This is a genomic window from Marinactinospora endophytica, from assembly GCF_054780875.1.
On sequence record NZ_BAAGVM010000006.1, the window covers coordinates 15,162 to 32,425 of the forward strand.

A 17,264-nucleotide genomic window follows, 5' to 3' on the forward strand; every position below is an offset into this window, starting at 1 on the left:
GCCCCTCACCCCCGGTGCGGCCACGTCCAGTCCCGGATGTCGGGGGCGTCCTCGCCGTGCTCCCGCGTGTGGGCCCGGCAGCGCCGCCTCTCCTCCTCCATGTGCCGGCGCAGGTCGGCGGCCCTGTCCGCCAGTCCCGGCACCCGGTCGATCACGTCCATGACCAGGTGGAAACGGTCGAGGTCGTTCATCATGACCATGTCGAACGGCGTGGTCGTGGTCCCCTCCTCCTTGTAACCGCGCACGTGCAGGTTGGCGTGGCCGGCGCGGCGGTAGGCCAGGCGGTGGATCAGCGCGGGATAGCCGTGGAAGGCGAAGACGACCGGCCGGTCGACGGTGAACAGGGCGTCGTAGTCCCGGTCGGACAGGCCGTGCGGGTGCTCCGAGTCCGGTTGCAGGCGCATCAGGTCGATCACGTTGACCAGGCGGACCCGCAGGTCCGGCAGGTGCCGGCGGAGCAGGTCGGCGGCTGCCAGCGCCTCCAGGGTCGGCACGTCCCCGGCGCAGGCCAGCACGACGTCGGGGTGCCCGCCCTCGTCGCTGCTCGCCCAGTCGAGGACGCCCAGGCCGCGTGCGCAGTGCTCGATCGCCGCGTCCATCGGCAGCAGGTTGAGGCTGGGCTGTTTGCCCGAGACGATGACGTTCACGTAGTCCCGGGAGCGCAGGCAGTGGTCGGCCATCGACAGCAGCGTGTTGGCGTCCGGCGGCAGGTACACCCGGACCACCTCGGCCTTCTTGTTGACGACGTGGTCGAGGAAGCCGGGGTCCTGGTGGCTGAACCCGTTGTGGTCCTGACGCCAGACGTGCGAGCTGAGCAGGTAGTTCAGGGACGCGACCGGCTTGCGCCAAGGCAGCGTCCGCGCCACCTTCAGCCATTTGGCGTGCTGGTTGAACATCGAGTCGACGATGTGGACGAACGCCTCGTAGGAGTTGAGCAGCCCGTGCCGGCCGGTCAGCAGGTAGCCCTCCAGCCATCCCTGGCACAGGTGTTCGCTGAGAACCTCCATGACCCGCCCGTCGGGGGCGAGCCCACGGTCGGTGGGCAGGGTCGCCGCCTCCCAGGTGCGGCCGGTCGCGTCGAACATCGCGTCCAACCGGTTGGAGGCGGTTTCGTCGGGGCCCATGACGCGGAAGGTCCGCGGATTGGCCGTGATCACGTCCCGGAGGAACCCTCCGAGCACCCGGGTCGGTTCGGCCGTGTCGGCGCCGGGCGCGGGCACGTCGACCGCGTAGTCGCGGAAGTCCGGGAGGGCGAGGTCGGTGAGCAACCGCCCCCCGTTGGCGTGCGGACTGGCGCTGATCCGCCGGTCGCCCCGCGGCACCTGGGCGACGACCTCGGGGCGCGGACGGCCGTCGTCGTCGAACAGCTCCTCGGGACGGTAGCCGCGCAACCACTCCTCCAGCTGCCGCAGGTGGTCGGCGTTCTCCCGCACCCCCGGCAGCGGCACCTGGTGGGAGCGCCACGTTCCCGCCACGGGTTCGCCGTCGACCTCGGCCGGGCCGGTCCACCCCTTGGGCGAGCGCAGCACGATCATCGGCCACCGGAAGGGGCCGGTGACGCCCTCCTCTCGCGCACGGGTCCGGATCGCGTCGATCTCGTCCAAGGCGGTGTCCAACGTCGCCGCCATCTGCCGGTGCATGGTCTCGGGGTCGTCGCCGGAGACGAGGTAGGGACGGTGTCCGTGTCCCTCCAGCAGCGCCACCAGGTCGGACTCGGGGATACGGGCGAGCACGGTGGGACCGGCGATCTTGTACCCGTTCAGGTGCAGGATCGGCAGCACCGCGCCGTCGCGGACCGGGTCGAGGAAGCGGGTCGACGACCAGCTCCCCGCGAGCGGGCCGGTCTCGGCCTCCCCGTCGCCGACGACCGCCGCGACCACCAGGGACGGGTTGTCGAAGGCAGCGCCGTAGGCGTGGGAGAGCGCGTAGCCGAGTTCGCCCCCCTCGTGGATCGAGCCGGGGGTCTCGGGGGCGGCGTGGCTGGGCACCCCGCCCGGGAAGGAGAACTGCCGGAACAGCCGGCGCATGCCCTCGGCGTCGCGGGACACCCGCGGGTAGATCTCGCTGTAGGTGCCGTCGAGCCAGGCCGTGGCCACCGCGGCGGGGCCGCCGTGGCCGGGACCGACGATCCACATCATCTCGGTGCCCCGGCGTCTGACCTGGCGCGACAGGTGGGCGTAGACGAAGTTGAGTCCCGGGGTGGTCCCCCAGTGACCCAACAGCCGCGGCTTGATGTGCTCCGGCGCGAGCGGTTCGCGTAGCAACGGGTTGTCGAGCAGGTAGATCTGCCCCGCAGAGAGGTAGTTCGCGGCCCGCCAGTACAGGTCGACCTGGCGGAGCTCGCCGGGGTCCAACGGGGTCCCCGCTATCTCGGTGGATCGGGTGCTCGGGTCCGGCATGCCTCCCCTTTCGCGGCTGGGCGCGCCCGGCCGCGTTCCCGCCCCGGCTCCCCTGAGGGGCGGGGTGCCGGGAGGGCCGGGCGGCTGTTCACCGCTCCGCTACCACGGCGGGGCCGGCCTATGCGCGTGGCGGGCGGCTTCGGGCGGGGTCAGCCGGCGACCGCCGGGGCGGCCAGGCCGGTCATCACCGGGCTCAGCCGGGGGTAGAGCTCGCGGTGGAGCGCGTAGGCGCGTTCGTAGTCCGCCGCCGTTTCGGGATCGGGAGCGAACACGGTCCGCGGTTCCTCCTCGGTGAGCTCGGGTGTGTCCGTTCCCAAGACGCCCGACGCATACCGGTGGGCGCCGCGCAGGCCGGTGTCGGCGTCCTCGACGCGTTGCACCTCAACGCCCAGCGCGTTGGCCAGCAGCGAGCACCAGACGTCCGACCGGCTCGCGCCGCCGCACACCGGCAACGGCCCGGTCGCGGCGGTCCCCACGACGGCCTCCCGCAACGTCCGGTACACGAACGCCACCCCCTCCAGTACGGCGACGGCGAGCTGGGCGCCGGTGGTGGAACCGGTCATCCCGACGAACGCGCCGCGCGCGAAGGGGTCGGCGTGGGGGGCGCGCTCCCCGTCGAGGTAGGGCAGGGCGATCAGCCCGTGGGTCGCGGCCCCGACACCGCGCAGGGCCTCGTCGAAGGCGGCGTGGCCGGGATCGCCCAACAGCGCGCGCCGCGCCCAGTCGGCGGCGGATCCGGCGTTGAGCGTGGGGGCGATGAGCAGTTCCGTCTCGCCCTCGGCCGCGAGGCGGACCGTTCCGGGGACCTTGGGGGCCCGTCCCACCACCGCGGCGAGCCAGCCGCTGGTGCCGAGGTAGGCGTAGTCGGCACCGGGCCGTCCCCCGGTGATGCCGAGGGTGGTGGTCAGCGCGTCGCCGGGCGCGTGCACGACGGGCAGCCCCGCGGACAGCCCCAGCTCCCGGGCCGGGCCCGGGGCCAACGGCCGGGGGCGGTCGGTTCCCGGACCGCCGATGAGCTCGGGCAGCAGGTCGGCGCGTACGCCCGCGGCGCGCAGCGGTTCCTCCCACCACCCGCGGGCCCGCGCGTCGAACAGGCCGGTCGTGGACGCGGTCGTCGCATCGCACAGGGCGTGGCCCGTCGCCCGCCACACGACGTAGGAGTGCGCCCCGAGCAGGACGTGGCGGGCGCGTTCGTGGATCTCGGGCTCGTTCAGGAGGAGCCAGCGCAGCTTGGCGGCGAGGTTGGCGCTGTCCTGGGCGTTGCGGGTGACGCGCTCCCAGTCGGCGCCGAGCCGCGCCCGCAGCTCCTCGTGTTCGGCGACGGCGCGGTGGTCGGTGTAGAGGATCGCCGGACGCAACGGGCCGTCGTCGTCCACCGCGACGAGATCCTGCATCTGGCCGGTGACCACGAGGGCGCCGAGGTCGTGGGCCGGCGGGACGGTCGCGCGCAACGCGCGGACCACGGCGTCCCACCAGTGGCGCGGGTCCTGTTCGACCCACCCCGGCCGGGGACGGTCGGTGGGGTGGGTCTCGACGGCGCGGGCGCGCACCCGCCCGGCGGAGTCGACCAGGGCGGCCTTGACCGCAGCCGTTCCCACGTCGACGACCGCAACGTCCACCCTGGCCGTCCCTTCTCGTGAATCCCCGTCGATCCTAGTGCGGCGGGATCGCGGGAACGGGGCCGGGGCCGACCGTCTCAGCGCACCGCGGCCAGCTCCCGCTCCAGCGCGCGGGCCCAGCGCTGGACGATGCGCCGGCGGCGGGCGCGGTCGTCGGCGAGGAGACCGGCCAGGCCGAGGCCGCGCGCCAGGTCGAGGGTGGCCTGGACGATCTCGCGCACCCCGGAGGCCGACTCGTCCACGCCGAGCAGGTCCAGGGCGAGCCGGTGGGACTCGCGGCCGACGTGCTCCTCCAAGGGGAGGACGTCGGCGCGCAACCGCGCGTCGTTGGCCGCCGCCGCCCACAGTTGGAGGGCGGCGGCGAACTCCGGACCAACGTAGGAGTCCACCAGCAGTTCCACGACCGCCTCGGTACGGGCCGGTCCCTGGGGCAGGTCGGCGGCGCGGCGGCGCAGTTCCAGGCTGCGGGCCTCGCTGACGTAGCGCACGGCCGCGGTGAACAGGGCCTCGCGCGTCGGGAAGTGGTGCTGCGCGGCCCCGCGGGAGACCCCTGCGCGCTCGGCCACCGCGGCGACCGTGCTGCCCGACCAGCCGACCTCGGCCAGGCAGCGCACCGCCGCCGCCAGCAGCCGTCGCCGCGTCGCGCGGCTGCGTTCCTGCCGCGGTTCCCGCGCCGTCGCCGTGTCCACGTCGTGTCCTTCCCCGCAGTCCTGTGGGCGTCCGATGGGGCGCCCGCACCATGACGCTACCGGCGCGCGCCCCCTTCCCGCCCACCTCGCGGCTCCCCGGCGCGGGAAGGGGTCAGTAGGACTTGGGCAGTCCCAGGGAGTGCTGGGCGACGAAGTTGAGGATCATCTCGCGGCTGACCGGGGCGATCCGGCCCAGCCGGGACGCCGCGATCGCCGCCCCCAGACCGTACTCGCTGGCCAGGCCGTTGCCGCCGAGCGTCTGGACGGCCTGGTCGACCGCGCGCGCCGACACCTCGCCCGCCGCGTACTTGGCCATGTTGGCGGCCTCGCCCGCCGCCGCGTCGTCGCCCGCGTCGTAGAGGGCCGCCGCCTTCTGCGTCATCAACCGGGCCAGCTCCAGCTCGATCTTGACCTGGGCGAGCGGATGCGCCAGCCCCTGGTGGGCGCCGATGGGGGTTCCCCACACCTGGCGTTCGCGGGCGTAGCCGACCGCGCGTTCGAGCGCGTGCCGGGCCGAACCCGCGGCCAGGGACGCCGCCATGATGCGTTCGGGGTTGAGCCCGGCGAACAACTGGAGCAGGCCGCTGTCGGGGTCGCCGACCAGCGCGTCCCCGGGCAGCCGCACCCCGTCCAGGAACAGCGCGAACTGGTGGTCCGGGCTGACCAGGTCCATCTCGATCCGGCGCGCCTCGAAACCGGGGGCGTCGGTGGGGACGAGGAACAGCGCCGGCTTGAGCCGGCCGGTCCGCGCGTCCTCGGTACGGCCGACGACGAGGACCGCGTCGGCGACGTCCACGCCGGAGATGAACGTCTTGCGTCCGTCGAGCAGCCAGTCCGACCCGTCGCGGCGGGCGGTGGTGGTGATCCGGTGGGAGTTGGACCCGGCGTCGGGCTCGGTGATGGCGAAGGCCAGGATGCTCTCGCCGGAGGCGATCCCCGGCAGCCAGCGCCGCTGCTGCTCGGGCGTGCCGAAACGGGCGATCACGGTGCCGCAGATGGCCGGGGACACCACCATCATCAGGGTCGGACATCCTCCGGCGCTCAGTTCCTCCAGCACGGCGGCGAGGTCGCCGATCCCCCCGCCGCCCCCGCCGTGCTCCTCGGGCAGGTTGACGCCCAGGTAGCCGAGTTCGCCCGCCTTGGTCCACAGTTCCGACAGGTACTCTCCCGCCTGGGCCTTCGACCGGTAGTAGGTGGGACCGTAGCCGGCGACGAGTCCGGCGACCGCCGAGCGCAACGCCAGGCGCTCCTCGGATTCGGTGAAGTCCATCGGCAACGCTCCATTCACTCGGTGGGTTCGGGAGCCTCGTCCGGCCCGTCGGGGGAGACGACGGCCAGGACGGTGCCCTTGTCGACCTGGGTGCCGGGCGCGACGGGCAGTCGGGTGACGGTCCCGGCCGCGGGCGCGGTGACGCGGTGCTCCATCTTCATGGCCTCCAACCACAGCAGCACCCGGCCGGCCTCGACACGTTCCCCCTCCCGCACCTCGACCCTGCGCACGGTGCCGGGCATCGGGGCGACCAGGTTCGCGGGGTCGATCTCGTCCGCCGGGTCGGGGAAGCGGTCCAGCGGCGTCAGCTCGACCGCGCCCAGGGCCGAGTCGACGCAGATCAGACCGGGGTGGCGGGTGACGGTGAAGGGGTGGCGCAGGCCGTCGACCTCCAGGACGACCCGGTCGGGGTCGACCGCCACGACGACGACCCCGCCGGCGGAGGGCCCCGAGCGCGTGGACCGGTAGACGGCCTCCACCTCCGCGCCACGGGTGGCGTAGCGGGCGCGGCGCGGCTGTGAGGGGAGGTTGCGCCAGCCCGCGGGGACCGCCCCGAGCACCGCCGCCCGCGCGCGTCGGGCGGCGGACTCGGCCAGGGCGGCGGCCAGCGCCGCCAGGCGCACGGTCCCGGGACCGGCCTGCGGCGCGGTGAGCCCGTCGGCCGCGTGCTCCTCCAGGAAGCGGGTGTGCACCTCCCCCTGGAGGAAGGCGGGATGGCGCAGTACCCGCACGAGCAGGTCACGGTTGGTCACCGGTCCGTGCAGGCGGGCACGGGCGAGCGCGCCGGCGAGCCTGCGCAGGGCGTCCTCGCGTTCGGGCGCCCACGCGACGACCTTGGCCAGCATCGCGTCGTAGTGGGCGCCGATCTCCGAGCCGTCCTCGACCCCGCTGTCCACCCGGATGCCGGCCCGGTCCGGCGCCCGGAAGACCGCGTCGGTGCCGGGCACCTCGAATCGCAGCACCGTACCGGTGCCCGGCGCCCAGTCGCGGGCCGGATCCTCGGCGTAGAGCCGGGCCTCGACCGCGTGCCCGTCGGGGGCCGGGGGGCGCCCCTCCAGGGGCCGTCCCTCGGCGATCCGGATCTGCCGTTCCACCAGGTCCAGCCCGGTGACGCACTCGGTGACCGGGTGTTCCACCTGGAGCCGGGTGTTCATCTCCAGGAACGCGAAACCGCCGTCGGGGGCGACCAGGAACTCCACGGTCCCCGCGCCGACGTAGTCGATCCGTTCGGCGGCGCGGATCGCGGCCTCGTGCAGCGAGCGGCGGAGCGCCGCGCTGATCCCGGGGGCCGGGGTCTCCTCCACCAGCTTCTGGTGCCGGCGCTGGACCGAGCAGTCCCGTTCCCCCAGGGCCCACACCGTGCCGTGGGCGTCGGCGAGGACCTGGACCTCGATGTGGCGCCCCCACTCGACGTAGCGTTCGCAGAACACCAGCGGGTCGCCGAAGGCCGCCGCAGCCTCCGAACGCGCCGACTCCACCGCGGCGGGCAGGTCGGCGAGGGAGCGCACCACCCGCATACCGCGGCCACCGCCCCCCGCCGACGCCTTGACCAGGACGGGCAGATCGGCCTCTGTGACCGCCGCGGGGTCCAGCTCGGCCAGGACCGGGACACCGGCCTCGGCCATCAGCCGTTTGGCCTCGACCTTGGAGCCCATCAGTTCGATGGCGCGCGGTCGGGGCCCGACCCAGGTCAGACCGGCCCCGATGACCTCACGCGCGAATCCGGCGTTCTCCGAGAGGAACCCGTAACCGGGGTGGACCGCGTCGGCGCCGGCGGTCTTCGCCGCGGCGACGAGGAGGTCGCCGCGCAGGTAGGTGTCCGCGGGCGCGGCGCCGGGCAGGCGCACGGCGGCGTCGGCCTCGCGCACGTGGGGCGCGTGGGCGTCGGGGTCGGAGTGGACCGCGACGGTGGCGACGCCCAGGTCGCGGCAGGTGCGCAGGATCCGGCGGGCGATCTCGCCCCGGTTGGCGACGAGCAGGGTGGTGATCACTGGGGCCTCACATCCGGAAGACGCCGAAGCCCTCCGCGCCGCGCACCGGCGCGGTGTGGATGGCGGACAGGCACATGCCGAGGACGGTGCGGGTGTCGCGGGGGTCGATGACGCCGTCGTCGTAGAGCCGGCCCGACAGGAAGATCGGCAGCGACTCCGCCTCGATCTGCTCCTCGACCAGCGCGCGCATGGCCGCGTCCCCCTCCTCGTCGTAGGGTCGGCCCTTGGCCTGGGCCGAGGCCCGGGCGACGATCGACAGGACGCCGGCGAGCTGACGGGGTCCCATCACGGCGGACTTGGCGCTGGGCCAGGCGAAGAGGAAACGGGGATCGTAGGCGCGCCCGCACATCCCGTAGTGCCCGGCGCCGTAGGAGGCCCCCATCAGCACGGACAGGTGGGGGACGGTGCTGTTGGCGACGGCGTTGATCATCATCGCGCCGTGTTTGATGATGCCGCCCTGCTCGTACTCGCGGCCGACCATGTAGCCGGTCGTGTTGTGCAGGAACACCAGGGGCGTGGCGGAGCGGTTGGCGAGCTGGATGAACTGGGCGGCCTTCTGCGACTCCGCGCTGAACAGGACCCCCTGGGCGTTGGCGAGGATCCCGACGGGATAGCCGTGCAGCCGCGCCCATCCGGTGACGAGACTGGGCCCGTAGGCCGGTTTGAACTCGTCGAAGTCGGACCCGTCGACGATCCGGGCGATCACCTCGCGCGGGTCGAAGGGCACCTTCAGGTCGGTGGGGACGATCCCGAGCAGTTCTTCGGGGTCGTAGCGGGGTTCCACCGGTGGGGCGAGGGGCGCGGGGCCGGCCTTGCGGTGGTTGAGGCGGGCGATGACGCGCCGCCCGATCCTGATGGCGTCGACCTCGTCGTCGGCCAGGTAGTCGGCGAGTCCGGAGACGTGGGCGTGCATCCGGGCCCCGCCCAGCGACTCGTCGTCACTGTCCTCACCGGTGGCCATCCGCACCAGCGGCGGGCCGCCGAGGAAGACCTTGGAGCGCTCCCGGATCATCACGACGTGGTCGCTCATGCCCGGCACGTAGGCTCCGCCGGCCGTGGAGTTGCCGAAGACCAGCGCGACCGTGGGGATGCCGGCCGCGGAGAAGCGGGTGAGGTCGCGGAAGATACGGCCTCCGGGGATGAAGATCTCCTTCTGGCTGGGCAGGTCCGCGCCACCGGACTCGACCAGGTTGATCAGGGGGAGCCGGTTCTCCCAGGCGATGTCGGCGGCGCGGAAGGTCTTCCTCAGGGTCCAGGGGTTGCTGGCGCCCCCGCGCACGGTCGGGTCGTTGGCGACGATCATGCATTCGACGCCCTCGACGACCCCGATGCCGGTGACGACGCTGCCGCCCACCGTGTACTCGCTGCCCCATCCCGCCAGGGGGGACAGTTCCAGGAACGGCGCGTCCTCGTCGAGCAGGAGCTCGACACGTTCGCGGGCGAGCAGCTTGCCGCGCCGGCGGTGACGTTCGACGTATTTCGGGCCGCCACCGCCGAGCGCCTTGGCGTGCTCGGCGTCGAGTTCGGCGAGCTTGGCGAGCATCGCGTCGCGGTTGGCGGCGTACTCCGCCGAGGAGGTCTCCAGCGTGGAGCGCAGGAGGGTCACGGCACCATCACCTCCGGGATCTCGACGCGACGGCCGCGTAGCCACTCGGCGAGCCCCTTGGCCTGGGGGTCGGGGCGGGGGTTGACGCCCGCGCCGGGGGCGAGCAGGCCCTCGACCACGAAGTTGACCGCGCGCAGGTTGGGCAGCACGTGACGGGTGACCGGCAGGCGCGCGGTCTCGGGGAGCAGCCGGCCGAACTCCCGGACGGTGAGCCTGTGCACCAGCCAGCTCCAGGCCGCGTCGTCAGCGGCCCACACCCCGACGTTGGCGTCGTGCCCCTTGTCGCCGCTGCGCGCGCCGAACAGCAGCCCCAGCGGGACGCTCCGCGTGGGGCCCGTGGGTGGCGGGGGCGGCGGGGCGGGGGCGGGAAGTTCGGCGAGGGGGCGTGTGACGGACGCGGGGGCGATGTCGAGGCGCGTTCCGTCGGGGAGGACCGCCACGTGCGGGACCAGGTCGGCGGGGACGGAGGCCACGTGGATCGACAGGCCGTCGGGGCGGGCGTCGCCCGGCGGCGAGGTGGCGTGGAAGCCCGGGCAGGTGGCCAGGGCGAGCTCGACGGCGGTGGCGCTGAAGGCGCGCCCCACCTTGCGCGGGTCGGTGTCACGGGCCACGATCCGCAGGTGGCGGCCGGCCCCCTGCTGGGTCTCGGCGTCGGGGTCGCCGTGTCCGGTGAGCCGGAACGACAGGTGGGCCGGTTCGCGCCCGGCCAGCGCCGAGCGCAGCTGCGTCTCGACGAGGGCGGCCTTGGCCTCGACGTCGAGGCCGGTGAGGACCACGGTCATCTCGTTGGCGAACCCCGTCATGCCGTTGCACACGACCTTGAGTCCGGGGGGCGGGGCCTCACCGCGGACCCCGCTGATCCGCACCCGATCGGGTCCCTGTTGCTCCAGCCGGACGGTGTCCAGGCGGGCGGTGACGTCGGGGCCGGGGTACCGGGGGCCCGCGATCTCGTAGACCAGTTGGGCGGTGACCGTGCCGACGGTGACGGCTCCGCCGGTCCCGGGGTGTTTGGTGATGACCGAGGAGCCGTCGGGCAGGATCTCCGCGATCGGGAACCCGGGGCGGGTGAGGTCGTGGCCGTCCCGTTGGAGGTCGGCGAAGAAGGGGTAGTTGCCGCCGGTGGCCTGTGTCCCGCACTCGATGACGTGTCCGGCGACGACGGCGCCGGCCAGCGCGTCGTGTTCCTGCGGTCCCCATCCGAAGTGCGCGGCGGCCGGTCCGACGACGAGGGAGGCGTCGGTGACCCGTCCGGTGACGACGATGTCGGCACCCTCCCGCAGGCACGCGGCGATCCCCCACGCGCCGAGGTAGGCGTTGGCGGCGATGGGCGCGCCGAGGCCGAGTTCGCCCGCGCGGGCCACCAGGTCGTCACCCTCGACGTGGGCGACGCGCGCCGGCACGCCCAGTTCGGCCGCGAGCGCGCGGACCCGTTCGGCGAGTCCGGCCGGGTTGAGACCGCCGGCGTTGGTCACGATCCGGACCCCGCGTTCCAGCGCGCCGCCCAGGCACTCCTCCAGCTGACGCAGGAAGGTGCGGGCGTAGCCGCGTGCGGGGTCCTTGAGCCGGTCCCTGCCCAGGATGAGCATGGTCAGTTCGGCGAGGTAGTCGCCGGTGAGGACGTCCAGCTCGCCGCCGTCCAGCATTTCCCGCATGGCGGCGAACCGGTCTCCGTAGAACCCGGAGGCGTTGCCGACCCGTAGTGGTCTCACGCTCATGGCAGAGAGGGTGTCAGCCGTCACACGAAAAAACAAGCGCGAGTGATTGTTTTTTGCCGCGCGCTCCCCGCCCACGACAGGCGCCGGGACGGGGAAGGGGCGGAGGTGGTCAGCCCACGGGGCGCACGACCGGCCGGTGCACGACCTCGTCGATGACGGTGAGGGTCTGGGTGGCGGTCACGCCGGGAAGCGCCTGCAGGCGGGTCAGGATGAGGTCGCGGAGCTGGTTGGTGTCGGCGACGCGGACGAGCAGCACGATGTCCGCCGATCCGACGACGTACCAGCAGTACTCGACCTCGGGGTAGGAGGACAGGACCTCGCGGTTGGCGCGCCAGTCGGGCTGGCTGCCCGAGATCAGCACCAGCGCGGTGACCCCCAGCCCCATCTTGGCGTGATCGGTGATGACGGAGTAGCCGCGGATGACCCCGTCGTCGGTGAGGCGCCTGATGCGGTTGTAGGCGGTGGCCCGGGAGACGTTGGCCAGCGCGGCGACCTCGGTGATGCCGGTCCGCGCGTCATCGGCCAGCGCGCCGATGATCGTACGGTCGACGGCATCCGGGAGCCGCCCGGCCCGCCCCTGTTCTCCACCGACCATGCGCCCGCTCCCCACTCAAGACAACAAGGTACGAAATACCAGCAAAAGGACAACAGCGTCCATGCCATTCTCAATTATCGAGACGAAACGTCGTTTTTTCCGGGTTTTTCAGTAGCGGCCCAGAGGACCACCGGGGCCCGCCCCCGTACTATGAGGACAACGGCCGCAACCGCCGCCGCGCGAAAGGGGGCGCCGACCGTGCCCGTCTCCACCACGGTGCGCGAGCGCGCACGCGCCCTCCTGCCCGAAGGCGCCGAGATCCGCTACATCTTCCCAGCCTCGCACAACGACACGACATTCTTCGTGGTGATCGTCACCGACTCCAGCGTGACGGTGCTGGCCAACAGGCTGTGGAGCCGCAACCACCCCAAGGGGGTCTGGCACGTCTTCCCCAGGAACGTGCGCATCGGCCCCATCGACCCCGGCCCTCCCCCGTCGTTCGAGCTGGGCGGTCAACGGTTCGAGATCGACGAGGAGTACGTCCCGGTGGTCAACGCGGCCGACGCCGAGGTGACCGGGCAGGACGCGCTGCCTCCCGACCCCTTCGGGGGGCTGTGAGCCACGCCCCGGCAGGTGTTCGCCGCGGAGATGCGGGGGGTGATTCTCCGCGTTTGGCATCGTGTCCTATTCGGCCCGTCCTCCACCCCTCGTTTCTAGACTGAAGCGCACGAAAAAGGGGTTTCATCTACATTCGTTGCTATTTTTCGCCATGATCTGGCGCGGGCGTTCACCTCCTGCCCACAATCAGGGCTGGACGATGAGATCCGTCCCCCCTGTCACCGTTCGGAGGGAGCCGCCCCCATGTCCGCGCCCCAACCAGCGGATCCACACCCTGAGACGACCGGCACCGCCTCCCCCGCCCTCCTGCGGGACTTCTACCGCACCATGCTCACCGCCCGACTGCTCGACGAGGAGGCCGTCGCCCTGCAACGCCAGGGCGTCTTCCCCGCCTACGTCTCGCTGCGCGGCCAGGAGGCCGCCCAGGTCGGCAGCGCCGCGGCGCTGGACCGCGACCACGACTTCGCCTTCCCCACCTACCGGGAGATGGCCGTCGCGCTGGCGCTGGACGTGGACATGGTCGGTTACCTGGCCAGCCACCGCGCGCTGTGGCACGGCGGGCTTTATGACCCGATGCGCTCGCGCTTCGCCCCGATCAACGCCGTCGTGGGCGGCCCGGTGCCGCACGCGGTGGGCTGGGCGCTGGGCGAACGCCTGCGCGGCGACCCCGGCTGCGCGATCGCCTACTTCGGGGACGGCGCCAGCTCCGAGGGGGACGTCCACGAGGCCATGAACTTCGCCGCCGTCTTCGCCGCCCCCGTCGTCTTCTTCTGCCAGAACAACCAGTGGGCGCTCTCGGTACCCAACGACCGGCAGGTCGCCGGCGGGTCGATCGCCGCGCGCGCCGCCGGTTACGGCATGCCCGGTGTCACCGTCGACGGCAACGACGTGGTCGCCGTGCACGCGGCCGTGCGCGAGGCACTGGAACGGGCCCGCTCCGGCGCCGGCCCCTCGGTGATCGAGGCGCGCACCTACCGCCTGGGGCCGCACTCCACCTCCGACGATCCCGGCCGCTACCGCGACCCCGACGAGGAACGGCGATGGCGCGGACGCGACCCGATCGCGCGCCTGCGCGCCGTCCTTGAGCGCGACGGCCACGCCGACACCGCCTTCTTCGAGGAGGCCGAACGCGAGGCGGGCGAACAGGCCATCCGGATCCGCGACGGCGTCAGCAGCGCCCCGCCCCCCGGTGGCGAGGAGATGTTCACCCACGTCTACCGCGAACCCACCGAGGCACTGCGCGCCCAGCAGCGCGCCTGGCGTGAGGAGGCAGAGCTGTGACCGAACTGTCGATCGCGGAGGAACCCGTGCCCGCACCGGCCCGGGGCCCCTCGATGCAACAGGCCATCAACCTCGCCCTGGAGAAGGTCCTGGAGGAGGACCCCACCACGCTGGTGTTCGGGGAGGACGTCGGCCGGCTGGGCGGCGTCTTCCGGGTCACCGACGGCCTGCAACGCCGGTTCGGCGCGGAGCGGGTGTTCGACACCCCCCTGGCCGAGTCCGGCATCGTCGGGCTGGCGGTGGGGCTGGCGATGAACGGCTGGCGGCCCATCCCCGAGCTGCAGTTCGACGGGTTCGCCTATCCGGCGCTGGACCAGATCGTCAACCAGATGGCCCGCATGCACTACCGCAGCCGCGGCACCGCGCCGATGCCCATCACCCTGCGGCTGCCCAGTTTCGGGGGCATCCAGGCGCCCGAACACCACGGCGAGAGCCTGGAGGCGCTGTTCGCCCACGTCCCCGGCCTGAAGGTGTGCGCCCCCTCCGATCCCGCCGACGCCTACCGTCTGCTGCTGCAGTCCGTGCGCGCCGACGACCCGGTGATCTACATGGAGCCCAAGGCGCGCTACTGGGACCGCGGCCCGGCCGAGCTCGCCGAGCCCACCGAGCCCATCGGGAGCAGCCGGGTGGTCCGTCCCGGACGGCACGCGACGCTGGTCGCCTGGGGGGCGATGGTGCACCGGTGTCTCCAGGTCGCCGACCTGGCCGCCGAGGACGGCGTGGACCTGGAGGTGGTGGACCTGCGCTGGCTCAAGCCGATCGACGCCGACGGGCTGGCCGCCTCGGTGGCGCGGACCCGGCGCGCCGTCGTGGTGCACGAGGCCCCGTTGACCGCCGGGCTGGGCGCGGAGGTCGCCGCCCTCATCACCGAACGGACGTTCGGCGATCTCCTGGCGCCGGTGCAGCGCGTCACCGGGTTCGACGTGCCCTATCCGGCCGGCCCCCTGGAGCCGCAGTACCTGCCGACCCTCGACCGCGTCCTGCTCGCGGTCCAGCGCACCCTGGAGGCGTGACCCGTGGCCGAACAGACGTTCGCCCTGCCCGATCTCGGTGAGGGCCTGGTCGAGGCGACCGTGTTGGAGTGGCTGGTGCGCCCCGGCGAGCGTGTCGAGCGCAACCAGCCGCTGGTGGAGCTGGAGACCACGAAGTCCGCGGTGGAGATCCCCTCCCCGTGCAGCGGCACCGTCGTGCGGCTGCACGCCTCCGAGGAGGAGACCCTGCGGGTCGGCGCGGCCCTGGTGACCTTCGAGGTGGACTCCGCCGCCGGGATCGTGGGGACGGTGCCCGGCGGGGAACGCCCGACCCGCAGGGTGCGCCTGCGCCCTCCGGCCGAGTGAACCGGGGCCGCCGTGATCCGGGCGGCCGAAACCCCCTCTCCCCGACCCGACGCGGGCTTTGCCAGGCCACCACGAGATGAGCGCCGACATGTACCAGACGCTGCCCGGTCCCGTCCCACTGCGTTACGCGCGCCTCGGTCCTTCCCACGCCTCCCGTCCCCCCGTTGTACTGCTGCACGGCTTCGGGTCGGACTTCGAGTCCGGGTGGGTGCGGACCGGGTGGGTCCGCGCGTTGGAGGAGGCGGGCGGGGAGGTGGTCGGCCTGGACCTGCGCGGGCACGGCGGCAGCGCACGGCCCCACACTCCCGACGCCTATCTCCCGGAGGTGCTGGCCGGCGACGTGGCGCGGTTGCTCGACGCGCTCGGGGTGGGGCGGGCCGACGTGGTCGGGTACTCGATGGGGGCCCGGCTGGGGTGGGAGTTCGCGGCGCGTTTCCCCGGGCGGGCGCGTCGGGTGGTGCTCGGCGGGTTCGGTCCGTCGGACCCCTTCGCCGACGTGGACCCGGCCTCCCCCGGCTCGGGGGAGGCCCCCTTCGACCGGGTGTTCCGCGCCGCCGTGGCCGCGCCCGGCGCCGACCCTGTGGCCCTGACCGCCTGTGTGCGCGGGCAGATGTCCCGGCCCTTCTCCCCCGATCCCGCTCCCGTGGGGGTTCGCCTCCTCCTCGTCGCCGGGGAGCGCGACGCGCTGGCGGAGGGGATGGAGGCCCTGGCCGCGCCGGGCCGGGGTGACGCCGTGGTGCGGATACCGCGGCGCGACCACCTGACCGCGGTGTCGGCTCAGGCGTTCAAACGAGCGGTCCGGGATTTCCTCTCCGCGGAGAGCCCCTCTTTCCGGACATCCTGAATATCGCTTTCCCACTCAGGACCGGCCGTCTCTCCCCGGCCGGTCCTGTCGTTCCGCATTCATGTCGTCACCTGCGGGAAGGTGACGATGGGAACAGGGGAGAGTGGCCTTTGTAACGTCCGTTTCGCTCCGCTCTCGCCTTCATAACAACCTTTATGCGCTGATTGGTGACTTTTAGCGGACGGGATAGTGTCCGGCTGCACAACCCAGCGAGTTCGCACGTCGGCGAGCCGCTGCGGGCTCGGATGGAGGAAGCGTGAAGCGCAACATGATCGCCAGGACCGCCGCCGCCGCGGCGGCCGGCGCCCTGTGTCTGGCCATGACCGCCTGTGACAGCAGCGCCGGTGGCCAGGCCGAGGGCGGCGGCGAGGAGAACCAGAGCGGCGAGGCCCTCAAGGTTGGTCTCGCCTACGACGTCGGCGGGCGCGGGGACAAGTCGTTCAACGACTCGGCCTACCGCGGCCTCCAGCAGGTCCAGGAGGAACTCGACGTCACCGAGGTCCGCGACCTCGAACCGACGGAGGGCGAGGCCGACACCGACAAGGAGGAGCGGCTCAAGCTGATGGCGGAGGAGGGCTACAACGTCGTCATCGGCGTCGGCTTCGCCTACGCCGAGCCGATGAAGAAGGTCGCCCCGGAGTACCCCGACGTCCACTTCGCCATCGTCGACTCCGAGATCGAGGGCATCGACAACATCACCAGCCTGGTCTTCGCCGAGGAGGAGGCCTCCTTCCTCGCCGGCGCGGCGGCCGCCCTCAAGAGCGAGGCCGACCACATCGGCTTCATCGGCGGTGTCGAGACCCCGCTGATCCGCAAGTTCGAGGCCGGGTTCGTCGCCGGCGCCCAGGAGATCACCCCCGACATCGAGATCGAGCGGGCCTACCTGACCCAGCCGCCGGACATGAACGGCTTCCAGGACCCGGCCCGCGGCGAGTCCACCGCCGACGGCCAGTACGACGCCGGCGCCGACGTCATCTACCACGCCGCCGGCGCCTCCGGCAACGGCGTGCTCAACTCCGCGGTCGCCAACGACAAGCTGTTCATCGGCGTCGACAGCGACCAGTATCAGAACGCCGCCGACGACCAGAAGCCGCACGTGCTGACCTCCGCGCTCAAGGACGTCGACGTCGCGGTGTTCGAGTTCGTCAAGTCGGTGGCCGAGGGCAACGCCCAGTCCGGCATCCAGCGCTTCGACCTGGCCGGCGGCGGCGTCGACTACAGCACCTCCAACGAGGAGGAGATCGCCGACATCCAGGAGGAGCTCGACGAGCTCAAGCAGAAGATCATCGACGGCGAGATCGAGGTCCCGACCGAGCCGTGACCCGGCCGGTCGTCCACGCGGCCGGGCCGTCCGGGGAGC

Annotated in this window: 14 protein-coding genes; 6 read left to right on the top strand and 8 right to left on the bottom strand. The window is 72.9% G+C overall.

The annotated features are described in order from the left end of the window. Positions 1-5: 5 nt before the first annotated feature. The 8 genes from ACYVHU_RS13020 to ACYVHU_RS13055 form a co-directional block, all read right to left on the bottom strand. On the bottom strand, positions 6-2,399 hold the full coding sequence (locus tag ACYVHU_RS13020) for a phosphoketolase family protein (RefSeq protein ID WP_498948603.1): 2,394 nt from the start codon (positions 2,397-2,399) through the stop codon (positions 6-8). 149 nt (positions 2,400-2,548) lie between these two features. Then, positions 2,549-4,018 (bottom strand): xylulokinase, encoded by a 1,470-nt coding sequence (locus ACYVHU_RS13025; protein ID WP_498948604.1) that lies wholly within the window; start codon positions 4,016-4,018, stop codon positions 2,549-2,551. 77 nt (positions 4,019-4,095) lie between these two features. Beyond that, positions 4,096-4,707, bottom strand: a complete 612-nt coding sequence (locus ACYVHU_RS13030) for a TetR/AcrR family transcriptional regulator (RefSeq protein WP_078762100.1) — start codon at positions 4,705-4,707, stop codon at positions 4,096-4,098. Positions 4,708-4,819: 112 nt separating this feature from the next. Then, the gene (locus tag ACYVHU_RS13035; protein ID WP_144390117.1) at positions 4,820-5,977 is read right to left on the bottom strand and encodes an acyl-CoA dehydrogenase family protein; all 1,158 of its coding nucleotides are present in this window, start codon (positions 5,975-5,977) and stop codon (positions 4,820-4,822) included. Between the two features lie 14 nt (positions 5,978-5,991). Beyond that, positions 5,992-7,968, bottom strand: coding sequence for an acetyl/propionyl/methylcrotonyl-CoA carboxylase subunit alpha (locus ACYVHU_RS13040; protein WP_498948606.1), 1,977 nt, complete (start codon positions 7,966-7,968; stop codon positions 5,992-5,994). A 7-nt stretch (positions 7,969-7,975) separates the two neighbouring features. Then, a complete protein-coding gene (locus tag ACYVHU_RS13045) occupies positions 7,976-9,574 on the bottom strand; it encodes an acyl-CoA carboxylase subunit beta (RefSeq protein WP_498948607.1) in 1,599 nt (532 codons plus the stop codon). Next, entirely contained in the window at positions 9,571-11,289 is a 1,719-nt protein-coding gene (locus tag ACYVHU_RS13050) for an acyclic terpene utilization AtuA family protein (protein ID WP_498948608.1), read from the bottom strand. Before ACYVHU_RS13050 ends, ACYVHU_RS13045 begins: the two co-directional genes overlap by 4 nt. 109 nt (positions 11,290-11,398) lie before the next feature. Beyond that, positions 11,399-11,884 carry an Lrp/AsnC family transcriptional regulator gene (locus ACYVHU_RS13055; RefSeq protein WP_498948610.1) on the bottom strand — a complete coding sequence of 162 codons (486 nt, stop codon included), beginning with the start codon at positions 11,882-11,884 and terminating at the stop codon, positions 11,399-11,401. A 198-nt stretch (positions 11,885-12,082) separates the two neighbouring features. Between ACYVHU_RS13055 and ACYVHU_RS13060 the strand changes: the two genes are divergently transcribed. The 6 genes from ACYVHU_RS13060 to ACYVHU_RS13085 all read left to right on the top strand — a co-directional run bounded on the left by ACYVHU_RS13060 (position 12,083) and on the right by ACYVHU_RS13085 (position 17,225). Continuing rightward, positions 12,083-12,442 carry a hypothetical protein gene (locus tag ACYVHU_RS13060; RefSeq protein WP_498948611.1) on the top strand — a complete coding sequence of 120 codons (360 nt, stop codon included), beginning with the start codon at positions 12,083-12,085 and terminating at the stop codon, positions 12,440-12,442. A gap of 243 nt (positions 12,443-12,685) precedes the next feature. Beyond that, positions 12,686-13,723 carry a thiamine pyrophosphate-dependent dehydrogenase E1 component subunit alpha gene (locus ACYVHU_RS13065; protein WP_498948613.1) on the top strand — a complete coding sequence of 346 codons (1,038 nt, stop codon included), beginning with the start codon at positions 12,686-12,688 and terminating at the stop codon, positions 13,721-13,723. Further along, entirely contained in the window at positions 13,720-14,736 is a 1,017-nt protein-coding gene (locus ACYVHU_RS13070; RefSeq protein WP_394330054.1) for an alpha-ketoacid dehydrogenase subunit beta, read from the top strand. Before ACYVHU_RS13065 ends, ACYVHU_RS13070 begins: the two co-directional genes overlap by 4 nt. Positions 14,737-14,739: 3 nt before the next feature. Continuing rightward, complete coding sequence (locus ACYVHU_RS13075) at positions 14,740-15,060, top strand: biotin/lipoyl-containing protein (protein ID WP_078762108.1); 321 nt, start codon at positions 14,740-14,742, stop codon at positions 15,058-15,060. Positions 15,061-15,136: 76 nt separating this feature from the next. Next, positions 15,137-15,904 carry an alpha/beta fold hydrolase gene (locus ACYVHU_RS13080; protein WP_235000983.1) on the top strand — a complete coding sequence of 256 codons (768 nt, stop codon included), beginning with the start codon at positions 15,137-15,139 and terminating at the stop codon, positions 15,902-15,904. Between the two features lie 256 nt (positions 15,905-16,160). Next, positions 16,161-17,225 (top strand): BMP family lipoprotein, encoded by a 1,065-nt coding sequence (locus tag ACYVHU_RS13085; RefSeq protein ID WP_498948615.1) that lies wholly within the window; start codon positions 16,161-16,163, stop codon positions 17,223-17,225. The last annotated feature ends 39 nt before the right edge of the window (positions 17,226-17,264 follow it).

What these genes read in the sequence shown, in the direction of transcription:
- ACYVHU_RS13050 (WP_498948608.1), bottom strand. Translation starts at nt 11,289, where the DNA reads ATGAGCGTGAGACCACTACGGGTCGGCAACGCCTCCGGGTTCTACGGA.
- ACYVHU_RS13065 (WP_498948613.1), top strand. Translation starts at nt 12,686, where the DNA reads ATGTCCGCGCCCCAACCAGCGGATCCACACCCTGAGACGACCGGCACC.
- ACYVHU_RS13020 (WP_498948603.1), bottom strand. Translation starts at nt 2,399, where the DNA reads ATGCCGGACCCGAGCACCCGATCCACCGAGATAGCGGGGACCCCGTTG.
- ACYVHU_RS13055 (WP_498948610.1), bottom strand. Translation starts at nt 11,884, where the DNA reads ATGGTCGGTGGAGAACAGGGGCGGGCCGGGCGGCTCCCGGATGCCGTC.
- ACYVHU_RS13035 (WP_144390117.1), bottom strand. Translation starts at nt 5,977, where the DNA reads ATGGACTTCACCGAATCCGAGGAGCGCCTGGCGTTGCGCTCGGCGGTC.
- ACYVHU_RS13080 (WP_235000983.1), top strand. Translation starts at nt 15,137, where the DNA reads ATGAGCGCCGACATGTACCAGACGCTGCCCGGTCCCGTCCCACTGCGT.